Source organism: Oceaniferula flava (assembly GCF_016811075.1).
Classification (GTDB): Bacteria; Verrucomicrobiota; Verrucomicrobiia; order Verrucomicrobiales; family Akkermansiaceae; genus Oceaniferula; species Oceaniferula flava.
This window is the reverse complement of record NZ_JAFBGL010000002.1, coordinates 109144-129175: the sequence shown is the minus strand read 5'-3', so window position 1 is coordinate 129175 and position 20032 is coordinate 109144. Positions and strand designations below refer to the sequence as shown.

Annotated in this window: 16 protein-coding genes; 12 read left to right on the top strand and 4 right to left on the bottom strand. The window is 57.8% G+C overall.

Annotated elements, in window-relative coordinates; all coding sequences use genetic code 11:
* Positions 1 to 56 precede the first annotated feature (56 nt).
* From JO972_RS03630 to JO972_RS03590, 9 genes are all read left to right on the top strand, one after another.
* Complete coding sequence (locus JO972_RS03630; protein WP_309488639.1) at positions 57 to 977, top strand: tetratricopeptide repeat protein; 921 nt, start codon at positions 57 to 59, stop codon at positions 975 to 977.
* The gene (locus JO972_RS03625; RefSeq protein ID WP_309488638.1) at positions 974 to 1267 is read left to right on the top strand and encodes a hypothetical protein; all 294 of its coding nucleotides are present in this window, start codon (positions 974 to 976) and stop codon (positions 1265 to 1267) included. The genes JO972_RS03630 and JO972_RS03625 overlap by 4 nt, the downstream gene beginning before the upstream one ends.
* Positions 1268 to 1346: 79 nt before the next feature.
* Positions 1347 to 3440: a SpoIIE family protein phosphatase gene (locus JO972_RS03620; protein WP_309488637.1), complete on the top strand. Its 2094-nt coding sequence runs from the start codon at positions 1347 to 1349 to the stop codon at positions 3438 to 3440.
* A 94-nt stretch (positions 3441 to 3534) separates the two neighbouring features.
* Positions 3535 to 6555, top strand: coding sequence for a DUF7133 domain-containing protein (locus tag JO972_RS03615; protein WP_309488636.1), 3021 nt, complete (start codon positions 3535 to 3537; stop codon positions 6553 to 6555).
* Between the two features lie 210 nt (positions 6556 to 6765).
* The gene (locus JO972_RS03610) at positions 6766 to 7038 is read left to right on the top strand and encodes an RNA recognition motif domain-containing protein (protein ID WP_309488635.1); all 273 of its coding nucleotides are present in this window, start codon (positions 6766 to 6768) and stop codon (positions 7036 to 7038) included.
* A 133-nt stretch (positions 7039 to 7171) separates the two neighbouring features.
* A complete protein-coding gene (locus tag JO972_RS03605) occupies positions 7172 to 9250 on the top strand; it encodes a S9 family peptidase (RefSeq protein ID WP_309488634.1) in 2079 nt (692 codons plus the stop codon).
* A gap of 44 nt (positions 9251 to 9294) precedes the next feature.
* On the top strand, positions 9295 to 9699 hold the full coding sequence (locus JO972_RS03600; protein WP_309488633.1) for a Minf_1886 family protein: 405 nt from the start codon (positions 9295 to 9297) through the stop codon (positions 9697 to 9699).
* Positions 9700 to 9755: 56 nt separating this feature from the next.
* On the top strand, positions 9756 to 10505 hold the full coding sequence (locus JO972_RS03595; RefSeq protein WP_309488632.1) for a platelet-activating factor acetylhydrolase IB subunit: 750 nt from the start codon (positions 9756 to 9758) through the stop codon (positions 10503 to 10505).
* Between the two features lie 207 nt (positions 10506 to 10712).
* Positions 10713 to 12164 (top strand): tetratricopeptide repeat-containing sulfotransferase family protein, encoded by a 1452-nt coding sequence (locus JO972_RS03590; RefSeq protein WP_309488631.1) that lies wholly within the window; start codon positions 10713 to 10715, stop codon positions 12162 to 12164.
* 39 nt (positions 12165 to 12203) lie between these two features.
* On the opposite strand, the gene JO972_RS03585 is transcribed toward JO972_RS03590, so the two are convergent.
* The 4 genes from JO972_RS03585 to JO972_RS03570 all read right to left on the bottom strand — a co-directional run bounded on the left by JO972_RS03585 (position 12204) and on the right by JO972_RS03570 (position 16422).
* A complete protein-coding gene (locus JO972_RS03585; RefSeq protein WP_309488630.1) occupies positions 12204 to 12869 on the bottom strand; it encodes a PEP-CTERM sorting domain-containing protein in 666 nt (221 codons plus the stop codon).
* Positions 12870 to 13410: 541 nt separating this feature from the next.
* Positions 13411 to 14469 (bottom strand): vWA domain-containing protein, encoded by a 1059-nt coding sequence (locus tag JO972_RS03580; protein ID WP_309488629.1) that lies wholly within the window; start codon positions 14467 to 14469, stop codon positions 13411 to 13413.
* A 111-nt stretch (positions 14470 to 14580) separates the two neighbouring features.
* Positions 14581 to 15282 (bottom strand): hypothetical protein, encoded by a 702-nt coding sequence (locus JO972_RS03575; protein WP_309488628.1) that lies wholly within the window; start codon positions 15280 to 15282, stop codon positions 14581 to 14583.
* Between the two features lie 72 nt (positions 15283 to 15354).
* A complete protein-coding gene (locus tag JO972_RS03570) occupies positions 15355 to 16422 on the bottom strand; it encodes an AraC family transcriptional regulator (protein ID WP_309488627.1) in 1068 nt (355 codons plus the stop codon).
* Between the two features lie 278 nt (positions 16423 to 16700).
* Between JO972_RS03570 and JO972_RS03565 the strand changes: the two genes are divergently transcribed.
* From JO972_RS03565 to JO972_RS03555, 3 genes are read left to right on the top strand one after another with little or no spacing between them, the layout of a single operon-like run.
* Positions 16701 to 17768: an Ldh family oxidoreductase gene (locus tag JO972_RS03565; RefSeq protein WP_309488626.1), complete on the top strand. Its 1068-nt coding sequence runs from the start codon at positions 16701 to 16703 to the stop codon at positions 17766 to 17768.
* Between the two features lie 19 nt (positions 17769 to 17787).
* Entirely contained in the window at positions 17788 to 19206 is a 1419-nt protein-coding gene (gene uxaC / locus JO972_RS03560) for a glucuronate isomerase (protein WP_309488625.1), read from the top strand.
* Between the two features lie 12 nt (positions 19207 to 19218).
* Entirely contained in the window at positions 19219 to 19998 is a 780-nt protein-coding gene (locus tag JO972_RS03555; protein WP_309488624.1) for an SDR family oxidoreductase, read from the top strand.
* The last annotated feature ends 34 nt before the right edge of the window (positions 19999 to 20032 follow it).

The window sequence follows — 20032 nt, the reverse complement described above, 5'->3', positions numbered from 1 at the left end:
CGGCCGACAGACGATTCACATTGCTCTCACAGCACCCTTTGATTTAACTTGTTAGTATGAAATCCCTGCTTGCTGCCATCCTGATCCCGCTGACTCCGGCCTGCCTCTGGGTGGATGGCACGACCTTGAACGGTCGGCATGTTTCGGTGGGTGGCTGGAACCAGGCCAAGGTGCTGCGCAAGGCGATGGATACTCCTCCGCACGACGTGCTGCTTAAGGCGCTCATTCTCAGCGACGAGTCGGACGACATCACTGACACCGAGCTGCAAGCGATCTCCAACCTGCTCGAAGGCAATTCCGCAGCGGCCATCGAGACACTCAGACGCCTGGAACACCAGCACCCGAATCGCTACAGCAGTGCGGCCAATCTCGGCACCGCTTACGAACTTCATGGCGACAACCGCAAGGCCCTGAAGTGGATCAGCGAAGGGATCCGCAGAAACCCGGAAAGCCATCACGGCACCGAGTGGCTGCACGTTGCGATCTTGGAAACAAAGATCGCCATGGAGCAGCAATCGGACCCGCTGTTAGAAAACCCCATCATCCCACTTCCCAAGCATTTTGATCGCTCCACCCGCATGGAGATCGCCGGGCAGACGCGGACGATTTCCGAAATCGACAAGGCGTTGAGGTATCAACTGCAGGAGCGCATGACCCTGGTCAAACCGAGCGACCCGGTGGTGGCCGATCTATTATTCACATACGCCCGCGTCATTGCACACACCAGCAACCTGGAAGAAGCCCTGGGCGTGCTGGCGCTCAGCCGGGAATACGGTTATCCGCAGCTGCAGCAGCTCGCCTCCCTGGAGGAGGAATACCGGAGGATGATCATGATTCGCCGGGTGAAAAGTTACGCGATGATCGCAGCTGGCGTCATCGCCGTCCTCTGCCTGCTCGTTTGGATGTCTCGGAAAAAGTGGTTTTTTATCAGCCGCAAAAGTTACCTGGAACATCAGCAACACAGCCAGCAAGAATGAGAGCCAAGCCAACCTCCACGATACGCCGAAGTTTGCTCGCAGCGGTGGCATTTTATCTCATCAGTTATCTGCTGCTGAGCTCACTAGGGACCTACGGCCCGGCGGCCTATGGCACCAATGGTGTGAAATTCTATCGCTGGTATCCAAGAGGCATTAGCACCGGTGGTGTGCCACAGCTGGTGATCGGCATGGTCTATGCGCCGCTTTGGGCTCTGGACAGAGCCTATTGGCACACGCAAAAGAAATCACATCGTCATGGCTACCCGCGCACGGACGAGCTCCCGTGGTAGCCGCTCCCGCCTACTCCCAAGCGGTCTATTATTTCCTACTTCCCTCCATTCCAACGAGTTGTTATCCTGACTTGTTGCGATGCGATTGAAATACAAACTCTCTCTGGCGATGATCCTGGCGGCAGCAGTGCCGAGTGCGATCGTGGTGCTGGTGCTGCAGCAGCTTGGTTACCGGCATCTGCTGGCTGAGCGCGGACAGCTGTATCGGACCGAGGCGCACGCCGCGGCGCAGAGCCTGAGCCAGTCGGTCAACCGCGAGGTCTCCCAGCTGCAATCGCTGCTGCAAATTTCCACCACCATCGAGTCGTTCACCGAGACCGCCAACGTCGCCGATCCCAGCCGCAGCGAGGACCAGCGCGCCGAAGCGGACCAGGAGCTGGAAAACAACTGGTCGTCACTGCCTGGACAAGACAGCCGGCTTCGCGCCATCTTGCAGAACCCCGCCGCCCGACAGCTGCGAACCTTCCAAGCGGGCAACCCGCTGGTCAATGAAATCCTCATCACCGATCGCGCTGGCCGGGTGATCGCGGCGACGAAGAAAACCTCCGATTACATTCAGAGCGATGAACTCTGGTGGCAGCGCGGCACGGAACTAAAATCTAACAGGATCTGGTTTGACAGCCTGCATCAGGATGAAAGTGCTGCGGTGTATTCGCTCGATATCGTCTTGCCCATCTACAACCTGCGGGGAGATCTGCAGGGGGTGATGAAGGCGGTTTTCAATGTGGCTCCCCTGTTTGCCACTATTCCTGCCGCCTTGGACGGCCGGGCCGACCAGGTAGACGTGGTCGACGCCCAGGGTGCGGTGCTGGCGCGCATCAACCAGCCCCTCTACCAGGCGCTCAGTGACTCCTTGGCGGATTCGGTGATGGCCAAAGTCCTGCAAACAGGCAACGGCGGGTGGTTTCTCGCCACAGCCCCCAGCTCGAACAGCGAGCGTATGTATGGCACCGCCAGCGCACGCTTGGGGGCCAATGCCGAGGCGGATCATCAGATCTTTGTCGTCGTCTCCATCCCTGCCGCGGAGGTGACCGTGCCGATCCAGAATCAGCTCCGCTGGATTTTGTTCGGATCCAGCATGGCGCTGCTGCTCTGCCTGACCACGGTTCTGCTCTACGTTCAGGCCAAGATCACCCGCCCCCTGGAACAGCTTCGTGACGGCACCCAGAGTATTTCGGCCAGCGCACGTTTACGGGTCGGCGACGAGACGGTGGCGGATCGGCAGCAGGCGCACCAAGTGGTCGAGAACCTGCACGACATCCGCACCGGGGATGAGATAGAAGAGCTTGCCAGCAGCTTTGCCACCATGGGCTCACGGGTGCTGCGTTACCATCGCCATTTGGAAAGTGAAGTGGCTGAGAAGACGGCATTGATTCACCAGGATCTGGAAATGGCGAAGGAATTTCAGGAAGCGATGCTCCCCGACCACTACCCCAAGGTCCCCAGCCCCCGCCCTGAGGAAGAACATCTCAAGCTGCACTTCTGGCACCTCTATCAGCCGGCCGACACCTTAGGGGGCGACTTTTTCGACATGTTCCAGATTTCCGAACATCGGGCCGGGCTGTTCATTGCGGATGTCATGGGGCACGGTGCGAGGTCGGCTCTGGTCACCGCCATCCTGCGAGCCTTGCTACCGGGCCTGGTCGAGGCCGCTGCCGATCCTGGGGTCTTCATGCAGCAGCTGAACCAGCATTTTCTGGAGATCATGGAGCGCAGCAGGCAGACGATCTTTGTCACCGCCTTTTTCATCGTGCTCGATACCAAGGATGAAACCGTCACCTACGTCACCGCCGGTCACCCGTCGCCAGTCTACACCAACCGGAGCGCGGGCGACACCGATTACCTCTTCCATGCGGTGAAAAACCAACCCGCACTCGGTCTCATTCCGGGAGCCCAGTATGAGGCCCACAGCCGCGCCCTGCAGGCTGACGATGTCTACCTGCTGTTCACCGACGGCCTGATCGAAGCGGAAAATGCCGAGGGCGAGATGTTTGGCGACGGTCAACTCATCGAGACCGTGCACGCCCACCGCCAGCTGCCGGTGGATGAACTGACCCATGCGGTGGTGGAGCGCCTGAACGAATTCACTGGCAACCGGCCACTTGACGACGATTTATGCTTGGTGGCGGTGCTCACCGATCACGGACCAGCGGGGGGTGCGGTCCGATCCTGACAGTAAAAAAAGAGAAAGCTTTGTGCCGCTTGACTAGTATTCACTGGCGACTCATCTTGAATCGCGCTCTGCGAACACACTAACTCATTTTTTTATGACGAGACCACCATTCATCAACTCCTTGTTGCGATCTTCCCTGCTCACAGGGATCGTCGCCACCGCGACCGGCAGCTTGTTTGCCAACCCACCCGAACTGGACATCACCAAGTATGCCGACAGTGATGTGACTCCATCGCCAGCCTGTTTATCAGCGGCCCCTAATGGTGACGTCTACGTCGGGGTGGATCTACTTGGCTCACTGGGCAAAGGCTCGGGCAAAGGAAGCATTGTGAAATTGGTGGACACCGACAACGATGGCAAAGCGGACAAGCATACTGTCTTTGCCAAGGTCGACAACCCACGCGGCCTCTTTGCCGTTGGAGACAAACTTTACGTGCTGCACACCGTGATCCCTCCCGGGAAAAAAATGACCGGCATGCACCTCAGCGTCTTCACCGATGCTGACGGCGACGGCAAGGCCGATGGTCCAGCTAAGCGACTGGTCAAAAACGTCTCCACTCTGAAATCCAACCAAAAACGTGGCGCAGACCACACCACCAATGGGATCCGCATGGGCATTGACGGCTGGATTTACATCGCTGTGGGCGATTTCGGATTTGTCGGAGCTGAAGGCACCGATGGGAAAAAGATCACCCAGCTCGGCGGTGGCATCCTCCGTGTGCGTCCCGACGGCACAGAGATGGAAGTCTACACCCACGGCCTGCGCAACATCTACGATGTCGCCATCGACCCCTTCATGAACATCTTCACCCGCGGCAACACCAACGATGGTGGCGGCTGGAATGTGCGATTCATCCACCAGATTCAGTCCGGTGAGTATGGCTACCCGGTTCTCTTCAAGCACTTCACCCACGAAGCCATTCCGGCCCTCAAGGACCTCGGTGGAGGATCAGGAACGGGTGCTCTTTTCTTCCAGGAACCAGGCTGGCCTGAGAAATACAACAATGTGCCAATGATGGCGGACTGGGGACGCAACCACCTCTACATCCACCGTATCACCCCTGACGGCCCGACCTACACGCAGCAAGCGGAAGACTTCATCCAGAGCCCTCAGATCTCTGATGTCGACGTCGACGGCTCCGGCCGACTCTACCTCGCCGCTTGGGATGGCGCCGGATACAAGGGCAGCCCGAAGAAAGGCTTCATCCAGCAAGTGACACCCAAGAATTGGAAATACACCCCCTTCCCTGAGCTCGGCAAACTCTCCCAAGACGCCCTGGTCAAGGGGCTGCGCTCTCCTAGTTCCACCACTCGCCTGCACGTCTCGCAAGAAATCCTGCGCCGTGCCAAGCCGGACAGCTATGGCGATGCCGTTCTGGCGATCGCCAAAGACAGCTCCGCCAGCGCCGAATCCCGGGTAGCCGCGATCTTCACCTACGCCCAGATGATGGGCTCCAAGGGGATTGACTCCCTGCAAGAACTTGCCAAAGACGCCAGCGTCCGCGAATCCGCACTCCGCGCCATGGCCGATCGCAAGCTGATCGCCACCAGCCTGGACACCGCGCCCTTCATCGCCGGCATCAAGGACGAGAACCCACGCGTTCAGGTCGCTTCCGCCGTCGCTCTGGCACGAATCGGAAAACAATCCGCCGCGGAAGCGCTGCTCAGCGTGTCCCAGCCACCGGCACCCGACAACAATGCCGCCAAATCCGTGGCCGCTCCGGTTTACTCCAGTCAACCGATCACCGGTGACCAAACGCTCGATATCGACGTCGATATCAACCGCATCAAGGACATGTATCTCATCATCGAAAGCACCGATGATGATGCCAGCCAGGACTTCGCCGCCTGGTTTGATCCGATTCTGGTCGATGACAAAGGCAAGGAAAGCAAGCTCTCCAAGCTCATCAACAAAGCCACGAGAAAGAACCCTAACCCAACGAAAATCCAGCACCCGTCCAGCCCAAAATCTGAGCTGAAAATGGTCAACGGCAAGTCCGCCAGCCAAGGTTATGCCGGTAAGGCCTTCTCGGTGATCCACTTCAAGATCGCCTTCGAATACGTCCGCCTCAAGGCCACCATCGGCCTCACGGACAAGTCCAAGGGACAAGGCAGCGTGCGCTTCGTGGTCTCCGCCACCGCCCCCATCCTCGATGATGCCAAGCGCGAAGGCCCTCACGCCACACCGAACTCCCCCATCATCCTGCCTCACATCGCGGTGCAGTCACTGGTGGAACTGGAAGCCATCGATGCCAGCCTCGCCGCCCTCGATGGTGACAACCAAGACGGAGCACTCTGGGCCCTGCGCTTGATGCACGACCAGAAAGTCGTCGACGGCCTGATTGCCAAACTCAACTCCACCAGCGACGGCAAGCTGCAGATCAAGATCCTCAGCGCCCTGGCTCGCCTTTACACCCGGGAAAAAGCCTACGACGGCTCCTGGTGGTGGGGCACCCAGCCAGACACCCGCGGACCATACTACAAGCCGGAAACTTGGGAGGCCTCCTCGAAAATCGAGACCGCTTATCGCTCGGCCTATGAAAAATCCAGCGTCGCCGGCAAGAACCAGCTCGCCGCCATCGCCACCAAACACCGCATGAACCTCAAAGGCATCGGTAAAATGGAAGTGGTGAAAAAGAACACCGGCAAAAAAGTGGGCGACCTCTCGATCGAGGACGTCATGCTCGCCTTCGAGAAAAATAAATTCGACAAGGCGAACGGGAAAAAAGTCTTCGCCGGCATGGCCGCCTGCGGTGCCTGCCACAACCTCAAGCCGGAAGACCCGATCAAAGGGCCAAACCTGCTGACCTTGGGCGGACACCTGACCCGTGACCAGATTGCCGAAGCCATCCTCAAGCCGGAAGCCACCATCGCGGACAGCTGGGTAGACGTCACCATGAAGGACGGCAGCACCAAGCACACCGGCACCTTGGTATCCAAGACCGATACCGAAGTGGTGATCCACAATATCGCCGGCATTCCGATGAAATTGAAGATGGCAGACGTGGCCAAGGTTGCCAAAGCCGACTCCACCCTCATGGGGCCGCACCTGGCCGATCAGCTGTCGATTAAGGACTTCACCGACATGGTCAATTACCTGCAATCGCTGAAATAAATAGCCGCTCTTGTGCTCAAGCTCTGTGACATCCTTGTCGCAGAGCTTAGATTCTTCTTGCAAAAAAGCTACAACAAGACTAACTGGACAAGATTACTTCAATAAGAGGTGATTCCCTTTGCCGACAATTAGGCAAAACCCTCTCGAATAATTTGTGCATACGGTTAATCGATAGTTTCAAGTTGAACAATGCACATACAAGAAAAGCAAATGAACATATATGTAGGTAACCTGTCTTACGGACTCAGTGATAACGATCTCCAAAACCTCTTCGCAGAGCATGGATCCGTCGCTAGCGCCAAAATTATCCAAGACAGAGACACAGGACGATCCAAAGGATTTGGATTCGTCGAAATGCCCGATGATGGCGACGCTCAAAAAGCGATCGAAGCCCTCAACGGCCAATCCGTGGACGGCAGAAACCTGACCGTCAACGAAGCTCGCCCACGCGAGGAGCGTCCACCACGTCGCGACAACTGGTAATCTCTCTCTAGACATTCCCTTTTTAAGGCCGTCTCCCTATGGAGGCGGCCTTTCTTTTTAGCCCTGCTTCCATTTTCAGCACAGATTCGCCAGCCGCGTAAGATCACCGTTCCCGGCATCGTTTAGCGAGGTAATGATTCGAACGCTCATCCTTCTCAGCTACCTACTCCAGGTCCAGGCGCAGGCGACCAGCACTGCGGAATACAGCCAAAAGTGGAAACAGGCCTCGCAGCTGTCCAAGGAAACGGTCACCAACCTGAAACCGGCATTCCGCTGGGTGGACGGTGCCTTGGCATTCAAAAAGCAATCGCGCGATCCCCAAAGCGGCAAGATCACCGAGCAGTGGGTCCAGGTTCAGCTGGCGGATGGTCAGGCCGAGGAAGGGATCGATCCCAAACAGCTGCCGAAACAGTCGGCTGAAACCAAAAAACGTCCGTCACGCAAATCGTCTAGGCGCGGGAAAAAATCCGACAGTCGCCAGGACTCACCGGACGGCCAGTGGCGCGCCAGCATCGAGGACGGTCGGGTCTTTCTGCAAAAGCTCGGCAGCGACTCCGCCAAAAAGCCGCTCGGAGCTGCCAGCGAGAACGGCAGCTACTACACCGGACCCATCAGCTGGAGCCCGAGCTCCACACACTTCATGGCCCGCCACGTCCAGCCCGGCCAACGGCGCACCATCACCCTGGTGGAATCGTCACCGAAGAAACAGTTGCAGCCGAAGCTTCTCACCGTGCGTTACGACAAACCGGGCGACCACATCGATCGCACCGAACCGCGCATTTTCAGCCTCGATGGTCAATCCGAGCACGCCCCCGATCCCAAGCTCACCGCGGATCAATACAGCCTGGGTGAGGCCGAGTGGAACCACGATGGCAGCGCGCTGCTCTACGAATACATCGAGCGGGGCTTCGGCAAACACTACCTCATCTCGATGGATGCCAAAAGCGGCGAACAGCGACTCATCGCCAAAGAAGAAAGCGATACCTACATCCACGTTTACGGCATCCGCTACCACAAGGACCTCACCGAAACGGGCGAAATCATCTGGGGATCGGATCGCGACGGCTGGCGCCACCTCTACCTACTCGATGCCAAAAGCGGCAGCGTGAAACATCGCATCACCCAGGGAAATTGGTTTGTCCGCGATGTCATCGACGTCGACACCGAGGCCCGCCAATTGGTCTTCAGCGCCAGTGGTAAAAACCCCGGCGAAGATCCCTACCACCTCCATTACTACCGGGTGAACTTCGATGGCAGCGAGCTGACCGCACTGACGCAGGGCGACGGCACCCACAAGCTGGAGTTTTCCCCCGATGGCAGCCACTACATTGACACCTGGTCGAGAGTCGATCACCCACCGGTCTACGAGCTCCGTCGCAGCGCCGATGGATCGCTGGTCAGAGAACTCCTGCGCGCTGATGCCAGCAGCTGGGCGCAACACGGCCTGCGCATGCCTGAGAGATTCCACTGCAAAGATCGCAACGGCCGCTTCGATGTCTGGGGCGTCATCATCACACCGCCGAACTACGATCCGAACAAGAAATACCCGGTCATCGAACACATCTACGCCGGCCCGCACAGCGCCTTTGTGCCGAAGGCGTTCAGAACGTCCTACCACCTGATGACAGAATTTGCCGCGGAGGGATTTGTGGTGGTGCAGATCGACGCCCTGGGCACCAACTACCGCCACCACGACTTCACCCATTTCTGCTATAAAAACTTGGTCGACTCCGGCTTCCCGGATCGGATCAAATGGATCAAGGCCGCCGCAGCTACCCGACCCTACATCGATACCTCCCGCGTGGGCATCCTCGGGGGCTCGGCCGGTGGCCAGAGCTCGACCGCCGCCATGCTACACCACGGTGAGTTTTACAAGGCCGCCGCCTCGGATTGCGGCTGCCACGACAACCGGATGGATAAAATCTGGTGGAACGAGCAGTGGATGGACTGGCCGATCGGCCCGCATTATGAACAACAAGCGAATAGCACCCATGCCGCCAAACTCCAAGGCGCGCTGATGTTGACCGTGGGCGAGCTCGATACCAACGTCGACCCCTCATCCACCACCCAGCTGGTGGATGCCCTGCTGAAAGCGGACAAGGACTTCGAATACTACCTCGTCCCCGGCGCCGGCCACGGCTGCGGGGAAAAACCGCACATGCGGCGCAAGCGCATCGAGTTCTTCAAAAAACACCTCGGCGGAGTGCAGTAAATCCCCGTCTTGACAGAAAGAGCGGAACACAGGAGAATTTTACCATGCAGCCGACTCAGTTTATGGATGCCGTGAAATCCGTGCTCGCACGTGACAAGCGCTTTGACATTGGTGCCTATTACTTCCTCAAGGACGCCTTGGATTTCACCGTCAAGCGGGCCATGGATAACAACGATGGCCAGCACCGCCACGTCACCGCCAGCGAGCTGCTGCACGGATTCCGCGATCTCGCGATGCAGGAGTTCGGCCCCATGGCCACCACCATGATGAGCGAGTGGGGCGTGAAAGATTGCACCGATATCGGCAACATGGTCTTCGCCCTGATTGAAGAGGGAGCCTTCGGCAAACAGGATTCGGACACCCCCGAGGACTTTGCCAACCTGTTCTCCCTGCACGACACCCTCGCCGCCCCCTTCCTGCCGAAAAAGCCAGCCACATCCGCGAGCTAATTCTCCGACTTCTCCCGGCCGCCTCTATTTTGCCACTCACCACTTATTCATTTCCCATGATTCTCAAATCCACTCTCGTCGCAGCCATGTTCTGCAGCAGCCTAGTTCAGCTCCACGCCCAAGCACCTGCAGCTCCCACGCAAGAGGCCGAGGCCAACTCCGCCACCACACCAGCCGACAAATTAAAATCCGCCTGGTGGAAAAAACGCCACGAGCAGAAAGTCGCCGCCGCGAAGAAGGCCAAGGTGGACCTCCTGTTCATCGGCGACTCCATCACCCATGCCTGGGAACGAGGTGGCGCGAAGATCTGGAAAGAATACTACGCCCCGCGCAATGCCTTCAACATCGGCTTCTCTGGCGACCGCACCCAGAATGTGCTGTGGCGACTGGACAACGGCGAGATGGCCGGCATGAAACCCAAGGTGGCCATCATCATGATCGGCACCAATAACACCGGTCACTCGATGCAAAAAGCCGAGGAAACGGCGGCCGGCATCAAGGCGATCATCGATCGGGTGCATCAGCAGAACCCCAAGACCAAGGTGCTACTGCTCGCCATTTTCCCACGTGGCGCTCAGCCCGATCACAAAATGCGTGTGCTCAATGACAAGGTGAACGAGATCATCAAAGGCTACGCCGAGGACGAACGCATCACCTACCTCGATCTCGCACCCAGCTTCCTGGAGGACGATGGTGTGCTCAGCAAAAAAGTCATGCCGGATTTGCTCCACCCGCGCGCCCACGGCTACCAAATCTGGGCCGAGGCCATGGAGCCAACCCTGAAAACGCTGCTCGAAGAGAAGTAAGGCACCGTTCAAGGCAGGCAGCACGAGTATCGATCAGTCTAGAGACATACAACATCAGGCTACACCTCAGCTGCGCGCCCTTGCTGCAATTTCCTGTGCTTCGTTCTGCCTCGTTGACGCTGGCATTTCCGCGATGTCCTACCTACTTTAGAGTTCATGACAGACGATGAACTTCTTCGGCTGCTTGCAGGCCCTCAGCGAAAAAATGTGAATTACTGGATGAGCTACTGTGGGCGTCTGGCCAGCAGGCAGCATGGCAAAGAGCTTGTCCGAGTGCTGCGCAAAACCGCAAAGCTTGTACACAAGAAGGATGCACCAAAATTCCACTTGGCAGCTGCCCGGCTGCTAACGAAGGCGTGGAAATACGAAGAAGCCGAGAGACACTGGACGCTGGCCGAACGGGCGACAACTACAGCTGAACCAGCCGCCGCCGGACTCGCTCGCATGCTCGAACGGGCAAACCGAGTGCAGAATGCGTTAGCTTTGCTTCCACGGTTAGGCACGGAGCTGGCGACGCTGCCACTGCGAGCGAAACTCCACCGCCGCGCAGGCGATGCGGATGCCGCTCTGGAGATCGTTTCAGACTTGGCTCGCTGCGAGCGTGATATGGAACCCGCCACCGCGGCCGAGGCTTGGCACGAGAAATTCCGCATTCATGACGCATTGGGCGATTATGAAAGCGCCTGGGCTGCCCTGCTGAAATCCAAAGAAGCATCGCGCCAAGCCATCGGCATTTCGCGCCAGCAACAATGGCTGGCTAGCCGCCGGAAAACATTCGCCAGAATGCGCATGGTCATGGATAGCCTGGATCGGGACACGGTCAGGAGGTGGCTGGACGAGGGGGATGCTACTGACCTCTCCCCGTGGTATGTCATGCTGGGTATGCCGAGGTCCGGCACCACACTTCTGGAAAACATGCTCGAGACCCACAGCGAGGTGATATCCACCGATGAGCGCGATGCTCTGGCGGCGACCATACTTGAGCCTGTGACCAAGGGATTTTCTGTGCCAGCGGATGAAAAATTCGCGGCCAACCAGTTCATCAACTATCTGGACCATATCCGCCCTGATACCGCGGCAAGAGGACACGAGGCCTACCGCGAGGAGTTGAAACGCCAGATGGATACCTACCAGCCGAATAAAGTGCTCCTAGACAAGAACCCAGGATTAATGGAGTCCGTCATGCTGTTTCCCCGCCTGCTTCCGGGGGCAAGTTACATTGTGCCATTCCGCGATCCAAGAGCGGTGCTGTGGTCCACCTTCCAAGTATTCATTGACGCGCCAAGCGAGATTAGCGTGTTCTGGACGAATGCAGAAGATCTCGCAGAGGTGTATGAACACACCATGCAGGTATGGTGGAAAATGCGGGAACTACTGCCGCAGGAGCGCTTCACCGAGTGCCGCTATGAGTCACTGGTTGAAAATCCGCAGAAAGAAGGCCGCGTGGTCACTGATTTCATGGGACTGAATTGGCAGGAAGAGCAGGCAAGTCCACAAGAACATGTCGCTACCAAGCAGCTGGTGCTCTCGCCAAGCTATGATTCGGTCACCGAAGCACCGCACAACAAAGCGGTGGAAAAATGGAAAAGATACGAGCCATGGATCGGGCAGGCAGTACAGCGCCTGGATCCATGGCTCGAGAAACTTGGTTATTCCTGATTCCCACTCCCAAAGGGGCGGGAAATAGAGAGGGACGACTTACTTCCGGCGACGGAGGATCAGCGCGAGCCCCCCGAGTCCGAGCAAGGCAGCCGAGGAAGGCTCGGGAACCACTGACAGGTTGACGTTGTCAACCTGGTAGACAGCTGAGCGTAAGGCACCACCATCACCAGGCTTCTCAAATCTGATATAGATATTGTCGCCCATTGTCACCCCGGCATTAATCAGATCCGTCGAGGTGATGGTGATGTTAACATCGTGCGTGCCGGCGGTGGAAATGAAGCTGCCTGAATCGACGAGGTCAGAAAGAAACCGGTCAGTTCCGTCACCAGCGCCAATTTGCCACGACGGCAGGGTGCCATTAAGCTGCGTGTTGCTGGTGATATAATCGAAGCTGAAGGTGTAAGTAGCAGTGATGTCCCATGTACTGGATGAGACAAAGTTGGCATTTGTGTTATGGTAGCGGAATCCCATGTGAATCGCGCTGCCGTCCACCGAGCCGTCGAAGTCCGTGGAGGTGGCGCCTCCAGTGCGGAACCAAGCGTCCTGGTTATCGACTGGGTTTCCGCCATCATTTGGGAGTGAGCCGCTCAGACCAGTGAAGTCTTCGTCGATGATTGGAGTAGCGGCGAAGGCCGGGCCGCTGAGGATGGCAGCCGCCAGCGGGCTGAACATAAGTTTTTTGAGGAATAGTTTTTGTGACATGATGCGTTTGTGAGTAATAGACTTACAATGCTAAAAATGGCATGTTGCTTTCCTATGATCAAATTATGATCTTCCCGTATGATCGTCAATTTTACCGAGAAGCATTTGCCTATAGCCGTGACATCAAGCAGACAAACCTTCACAGATTCACCTCTCAGGGCACTTCTTCGACATCGGCCAGAAGTTCAGGCCAATGCCATGGAGCCGACACGGAAAAAACCTCTCGTAGAAAAGTAGAAATCCCCAAGAACTGGGATGCGGTGAATGATCATGGCGTAGCTACCAAACCATCGCCATGAAAACCTCAAAGCCAAATTCATCGCATTCCCTGCCTCAGATTCGACATCCACGCAGATGATGTCGATGCCTTACACGCGAAGCTAAATTCCCACGGAGTGAAATTCAGCGGTGAGATCCACAATGAAGCCTGGCGCGGCCGGGTGCCCATTTATTTGATCTCCTGAACGGCGACTTTGCGTAGCAGCTATCGAACGCGACGGCTGGGGAATCGTAAGCCCAGAATCACTGAGCCAACTTTGGCTTACTTCTTCACCTGACCTCTTTCGTCGACCAGAGCGTATTGACCGCCGCTGATCTCGGCCATTTCCTTCATGGCGCTCTCTGCTCCAGGCTGCATCAAGGCGACAGTGTTGATTTTGCAATCACGTGATTTTGCTTTGCGCGCGATGCTCTTGGCCACTTGCTCGGCGGCACCGCCTACGGCCCCATCGGTCATGAAGCAGATTACTTGCGGAGTGGGTTTCATTTCCAATGCCATCTCCAGCGGCCTTGCCCAGTCGGTCCCCCACACCAAAGGTGTCTCCTCAATCGCGGCGCTGGAAAGCTTGAGCTGTTTGACATCCGCGCTGAGCCAAAGCGCGCGCTGTTTACTGCCTTTGGGTTCCCAGGAATGCGCACCACCGCGTGGCGATTCCCAACGGTAACTGCGCTCGCCGCTAATTACCTCGGCTGATTTCCGATCGCCAGCCATGGTCACCTGATCGCCCGCCAACCACGCTGGCCCGGCAAAAAAGATCAGCTGATACTGGGTGCCGTCCGGGAGTTGATTCACAGACTTCATCAGCTCCTTTTTCAGCAAACGAATGCGTTTTCCATTCATCGAACGCGAGTAATCGATCACATATACCACCCGCTCGGCCTTCACATCCTGGCCAAAAAACGTGGTTCCGGGTCCTCCCTCACCCCACTCTTCACCATTTCCCCAGCCGTCCCCCAGACCGTCGCCATTACCCAAGTCCAGCGAGATTTCCGCGTGTGTGTCAGGGACGGGCATGGAGAGCTGGGAAACCACGTTCGCCGCCATCACCTTCGCCATGGAAAACGATGGGGATGATGGTTTCGGCTGCACTTTCCGCTGCATTTGCTTTTCAGGCGTCTTCGTCACCTCCGCCTCCTCGCCGCGGCGGGTGACAATTTCAGGAGTGACTTCCTCGATGCTCGGCAGCAGGAAAAACATCAGCAACAGCCCGACCAAGACCACCGTGAGAATGGAAATCAACAGACTGCTCAAGGTGGAGGTGCGCAGCTGGGACTGCAGCCGCAGTTGAGCTTCGGGGGACAAGTTTGCGTGTATAGCCATACCCATGGAACGGGCAGGGGGAAATTTTTCTTAGAAGCGCTATGCGAAAAAAAGCCACCGGAAGGGAGTTCCGGTGGCTCTGGGTGATGTTTTGCGCCGCTTGGCGATCGCTTAGTTATGCAGCGCCCGTGTCAGGTCGCGCTGGAGCTCGACCACTTCCTTCATCAGTCGCTCCCGCTCGTTGCTGGAGAGCTTTTGCCCCGCCTTGAGGCGTTCTTCCAAGGCTTCCAGCTTGGCCACTTTCCGACGTAAGCTCGATGCCTCAAGAGTGCTGAGCCGACCCGACTTCACTCCGAACTCAATGCGTTCTTCGAAGCGATGCTGGGCGCGGTTGACGATCGGTGTGCGCTCCTTGCCCTTCTCCACCTCCGTCACGGCGGCGTTGATGGCATCGTTGAGCTGGTTCAGCTGGGTGCGGATGCTTTGCTTCTCGCTAGCGTCCAGACCATCGCTGTTGGCGGCCTTTGCCGCGGCCACGATCTCGGCATGACGGCTTTTGAACTTGGTGCCATCCGCCTCTTCCAGTCCTCCGAGCGTGAGTAGGCGGACAATGCGGCGATAGCTATGGTTGCTGTAGGCGCGCAGGTCTTCGGGTCGTTGATCCAGCGCTTCCGGGTCTTTTCTCCAGACGTGGGCGTCTTGCTTGAAAAGGATTTCTTCTTCCTTGCTGGCAATGCGCTCGGCGATGTTGGCGCTGCGGTCTCGGTGGATCAGTTTCCCCTTCCCGGCAACTCCTCGAGGAGCGGCGTGGGCGGGTAAACTAGCGACGCAAAAAGCGGCGAGGAGGGATAGGGTTATTTGTGTTTGTTTCATGGCAATGTTGTGAGGTTGCTCAATGAAACAAACGTTTCGGTCGCGAGTTGCATAAAAACAACTCCCTGACCATCAATGATCTTGGCGGAATGCGCCCGGCGGCTTGCCGGTCATGCGCTTGATGAAGTTGGACAGGCCAGCCGGATCAGAGAACCCAGTCTGCTGAGCGAGATGCTCCAGGTTCAGGGGCTGACTTTTCAACAAATGCAGGATCGCGGCCAAGCGCTGCTGCCGGATCACTCCCGCGGGAGTCTCACTGGAGTATTTTTCAAAGGCCCGCTCTACCCCGCGGCGCGAAACCCCACAGCTCAATGCCACCTCCGCCACCGAAATGCCGCTGACCGCCTTGCTGGCAATGAAGTCCATCGCTTTCTGATAGGTCAGCAAGTAGCGGTCGATCTCGTGACTCGACTCCCTCACCACGATGGACGACTGGCTGATATGCACGCTTTCGACCTCTTCATGACCTAACAAACTACGCAACTGCATCGCTGCGGCCTTACCGACATCGCCAGCTTGCAGGTCGATGCTGCTCAGCGGCGGCACGGCGGACTCACAGAGGAGTCGATCGTTGTCCACCCCAATCACCGCCACCTGGTCCGGCACACTCAGCTCGGCGAGCTGACAGGCGTGCAAGACATCCACCCCGGCTTCATCATTGCAGGCCAAAATCCCGCAGGGCTTCGGCAGCTCGAGAAGCCAGTCGCGGATCTTGGTCACCCCGTCCCAAACTTGGCGCTCGCTGGCATCCAGCGAAAGGATGCTGTTGGTCGCACCACGGAAATCGGCGTAGGCCTGGAATGATTTCAACCGCGCCTCCGACCACGCCACGCCCTGCCAGTGCACAAACCCCCAGTAGTCGAGATTGAGGTGCTCGAATTCCGCCCCCGCCTTGCCGCCGATCGCTTCATCATCGACGTGCAGGCCATTGGAAACATCCTCATCGCTGGAGTCCGATCCTCGAATGGCCACCAAGGGAACTTCCAGCTCCACGAGGAAATCTTGGAGCTCTTTATTGAGCCCGCGAGCGATCACGCCTGCAATGGTCCGCCCCTCGAGGCAGGCCGCTAACTGTCGTTTTTCGTGAATCATCGGCATCACCCAGACTTCCCAGTCGCAGCCATCCGAGCGCATCGACATGATCCCTCGGAGGACCTCTCGAGAAAAGTATCCCTGACGGTTACCTAGAAATAGGACAATTGGTTTTCTTGATTTCATATGGTGAGATGGGCTAGTTCAGCAGCTTAACTGTGTCGCGTTTTATAAATTCTTATTACGCAGGTCAATATTGTATTGCGTGCTGTCAGTCTCTACGTTTCCCGCGTGGGAAATCCGGGGCCCAAGGAAGGCTTCGGCCGTGCCCAGACAGCCACCGGACCACCCTAACATTTCCAGACCACTACCATCCTTCATACATCATGAACATCATTTCTGTCGAAGAACATAACGCCCTGGTGCAAGCCGCCTACGAGGCCCGTGGGTTTAAATCCGATGAGGCGCTCGATGCCGCCGAGATGTGCGCCGCAGCCACCTGGCACGGCAACCGCACCCACAACGCCCTCAAGGCCCTGCACCTCGACGATCTCTTCGGTTCGAAAAACGGAGGCTGTGTGCCAGGAGCGGATATCGACGTGGTGGAGAACCGCTTTTCCGCCGCCGAGGTTTGGAACTCGAACAAGAAGCTCGGCCAATCGGTCGCCAAACGTGCCTTCGATCGCGCGATCGAACTCGCCGAGCAACACGGCATCGGCATGGTCAGCGTGGACAACTGCTTCCACTACCTCTGGGGCGGCGGCTACGTCATCGAGGCCGCCAAGCGCGGCTACATCGCCTACACCAACTGCACCTCCACCCTCGCCGAGGTGGTTCCCTTCGGCGGCAAAACCCCGACACTCGGCACCAACCCCCACAGCTGGGGATTCCCCACCACCGAGGCACTGGGCTACCCGATTTGTATCGACTGGGCCACGTCCACCTGCGCCATGGGCCGGGTGCAGCAGCTCAAGCGCGAGGGTAAGGAATTGCCGCCAATGGCTGCCGTGGATGCCGATGGCAACCCGACCACCGACCCGAACCAAGTCGCCGCCCTGCTCCCCTTCGGCGCACACAAGGGCTACGGCCTCTCCCTGATCAACGAAATCACCGGTGCCTTCATCGGAGGCTCGCTGCCCGCGCACCGTGGCCGCACTTCTCCAAGTGCCGATGAGAAAAACAGCACCTCGTTCTTCTTCCAGATCATCCACCCGGACGCCATGTCCGGTGGTGCCTTTGCCGCGGGTCGCGATCAGGCAGGCAACGTCAAGGCAGTGATAGAAAACATCCTCGGACCAGGTAATGAAAACTGCCTGCTGCCCGGTCAGTTAGAAGCACAAGCCGCCCAAGAGTCTGAAAAAGCAGGCGGTCTCCTCTTCAGCGATGCCGAGCTGGCGGAGCTCAACGAGATCGCCGAGGCACTTGGCCGCCCCGCCCTGACCGTCATTTCCTAACTCCCGCCCAGCCACGATCATGTATTTGAACAAGGACGTCTTTCTCGATACCGAAACCGCGCGCCACCTCTACCATGAGGTCGCCGCCGATCTTCCGGTGATCGATTTCCACACCCACTTGAACCAGCAAGAGATCCTCGACGATCATCGCTTCGCTGACCTCTGGGAGCTTTGGCTGAAACATGATCACTACAAATGGCGCCTGATGCGCGGCTGTGGTGTGGAGGAAAAGTTTATCACCGGAGACGCCAGCCCCTGGGAGAAATTCGAAGCCTTTGCGAAGATCATGCCGATGGCCGTGGGCAATCCGGTGCACCACTGGGCGCACTTGGAACTGCAGCGAGTCTTCAGCATCCACACTGTGCTCTCCGCCGATACCGCCGAGACGATTTGGAACAATGCCAACCAACAACTCGCCGATGATCCATCGCTGAGCGTGCGTGGCTTGTTAGAAAAATTCAAGGTCAAGCTCGTCTGCACCACCGATGATCCGGCAGCCGATCTCTCGGTGCACGGAAAACTGGGCAGTGAAGACACGGTGGTCACCCTCCCCACCTTCCGGCCCGACCTCGCCATGGCGGTCGATCGCCCCGAAGTCTTCACCGAGTGGATTCAGAAGCTGCAAGCATGCGTCGGCCAGCCGATCTCCGATTTCCAAAGCCTGATCGATGCACTGAAAAAGCGCCACGCCGACTTCCACGCCGTCGGTTGTCGACTCTCCGATCACGGCCTGCCCTTCTGCCCGAACGGCTACGATGACAACACCGACCGCGATGAGTTGGACAACATCTTCACCCAGGCCACCTGCGGCAGAACTGCGGCAAACAAGGACGAGCAGGAGCTTTTCGCCTCCGCCATCATGAGTCACGTCGCCGCCTGGAACGCGGAGAAAGACTGGACCATGCAGCTGCACCTCGGTCCACTGCGCAATGTGAACCCGACCATGTTCGAGCGCACCGGACCGGACTCCGGCTTCGATACCATGGGTGCCTGGCCACAGACCGAAGCCCTCGTCGATTTCCTCGGTGCTCTGCAAAAGCAGGCCGCCCTGCCACGCACCATCGTCTACAATCTCAACCCAAACGAAAGTGCCGCCATCTGCTGCGCGGCCCAGAATTTCCAGGACGCCAGCTGCCCGGGCAAAGTGCAATACGGCCCAGCCTGGTGGCACCTCGACCACAAACGCGGCATCATCGAGCAGCTCGATCTGCTGATGTCGCTCGGCGCGATCGGCACCTCCGTCGGCATGCTCACCGACTCCCGCTCGTTCACCTCATACGTCCGTCACGAATACTTCCGCCGGCTTCTCTGTCAGCTCATCGGCCAAGCCGTGGAAGCTGGAGAAATACCAGACGACAGCGCCCAGCTGAATGCCCTCATCACCCATATTTGCTACGAGAATGCCAGCCGGTATTTCAACTGGCCCACCGCACTCTAACCAACCAACATCATGAATTATCTCGATTCTCTCTTCGACCTCAAAGGCAAAGTCGCCGTCATCATCGGCGGCACCGGCGAACTCTGCGGACACATGGCCAACGGCCTCGCCCAAGCCGGCGTGGAGGTGGTTCTCGCCGGCCGTGACGCCAGCAAGGCGGACGCCAAACTCGACGCCATCTCAGAAGCAGGAGGCAAAGGTTATTTCGTCGCCACCGATCTCAGCAAGAAGGACTCGCTGGAGTCGCTGCTTGAACAAGTGGTGGTCAAATCCGGTCGCATCGACATCCTGATCAATGGTGCCGGAGTCAACTCGCCGACCCCATTTTTGGAAATCACCGACGAGGAGCTCGAAAACATCATGAGCATCAACTTCGGCGCCACCGTGCAAGCCTGCCAGGTGTTCGGCAGATACTTCCTCGAGCAAGGCGCGCCCGCTTCCATCATCAATCTCGGCTCCATTTCCGGACTGAATCCGCTCTCGCGTGTGTTCACCTACTCGGCCTCAAAAGCCGCCGTGCACAACCTCAGCAAAAACCTCGCCAGAGAGTGGGCCGACAAGGATATCCGCGTGAACACGCTGGTGCCAGGCTTCTTCCCCGCCGAACAAAACCGCAAGGTGCTCGATGAATCCCGCGTTTTGGAAATCCTGCGCAACACGCCGATGTCGCGCTTTGGAAATCCGGACGAGCTCATTGGCGCTGTGCTGCTGTTAGCTTCCTGCAAGGCCGGCAGCTTCATCACCGGCACAGAAATGATCGTCGATGGCGGATTCGACGCCATGAGCATCTAACAACACCCCTTTCCAGACAACCAACCCATCAGCA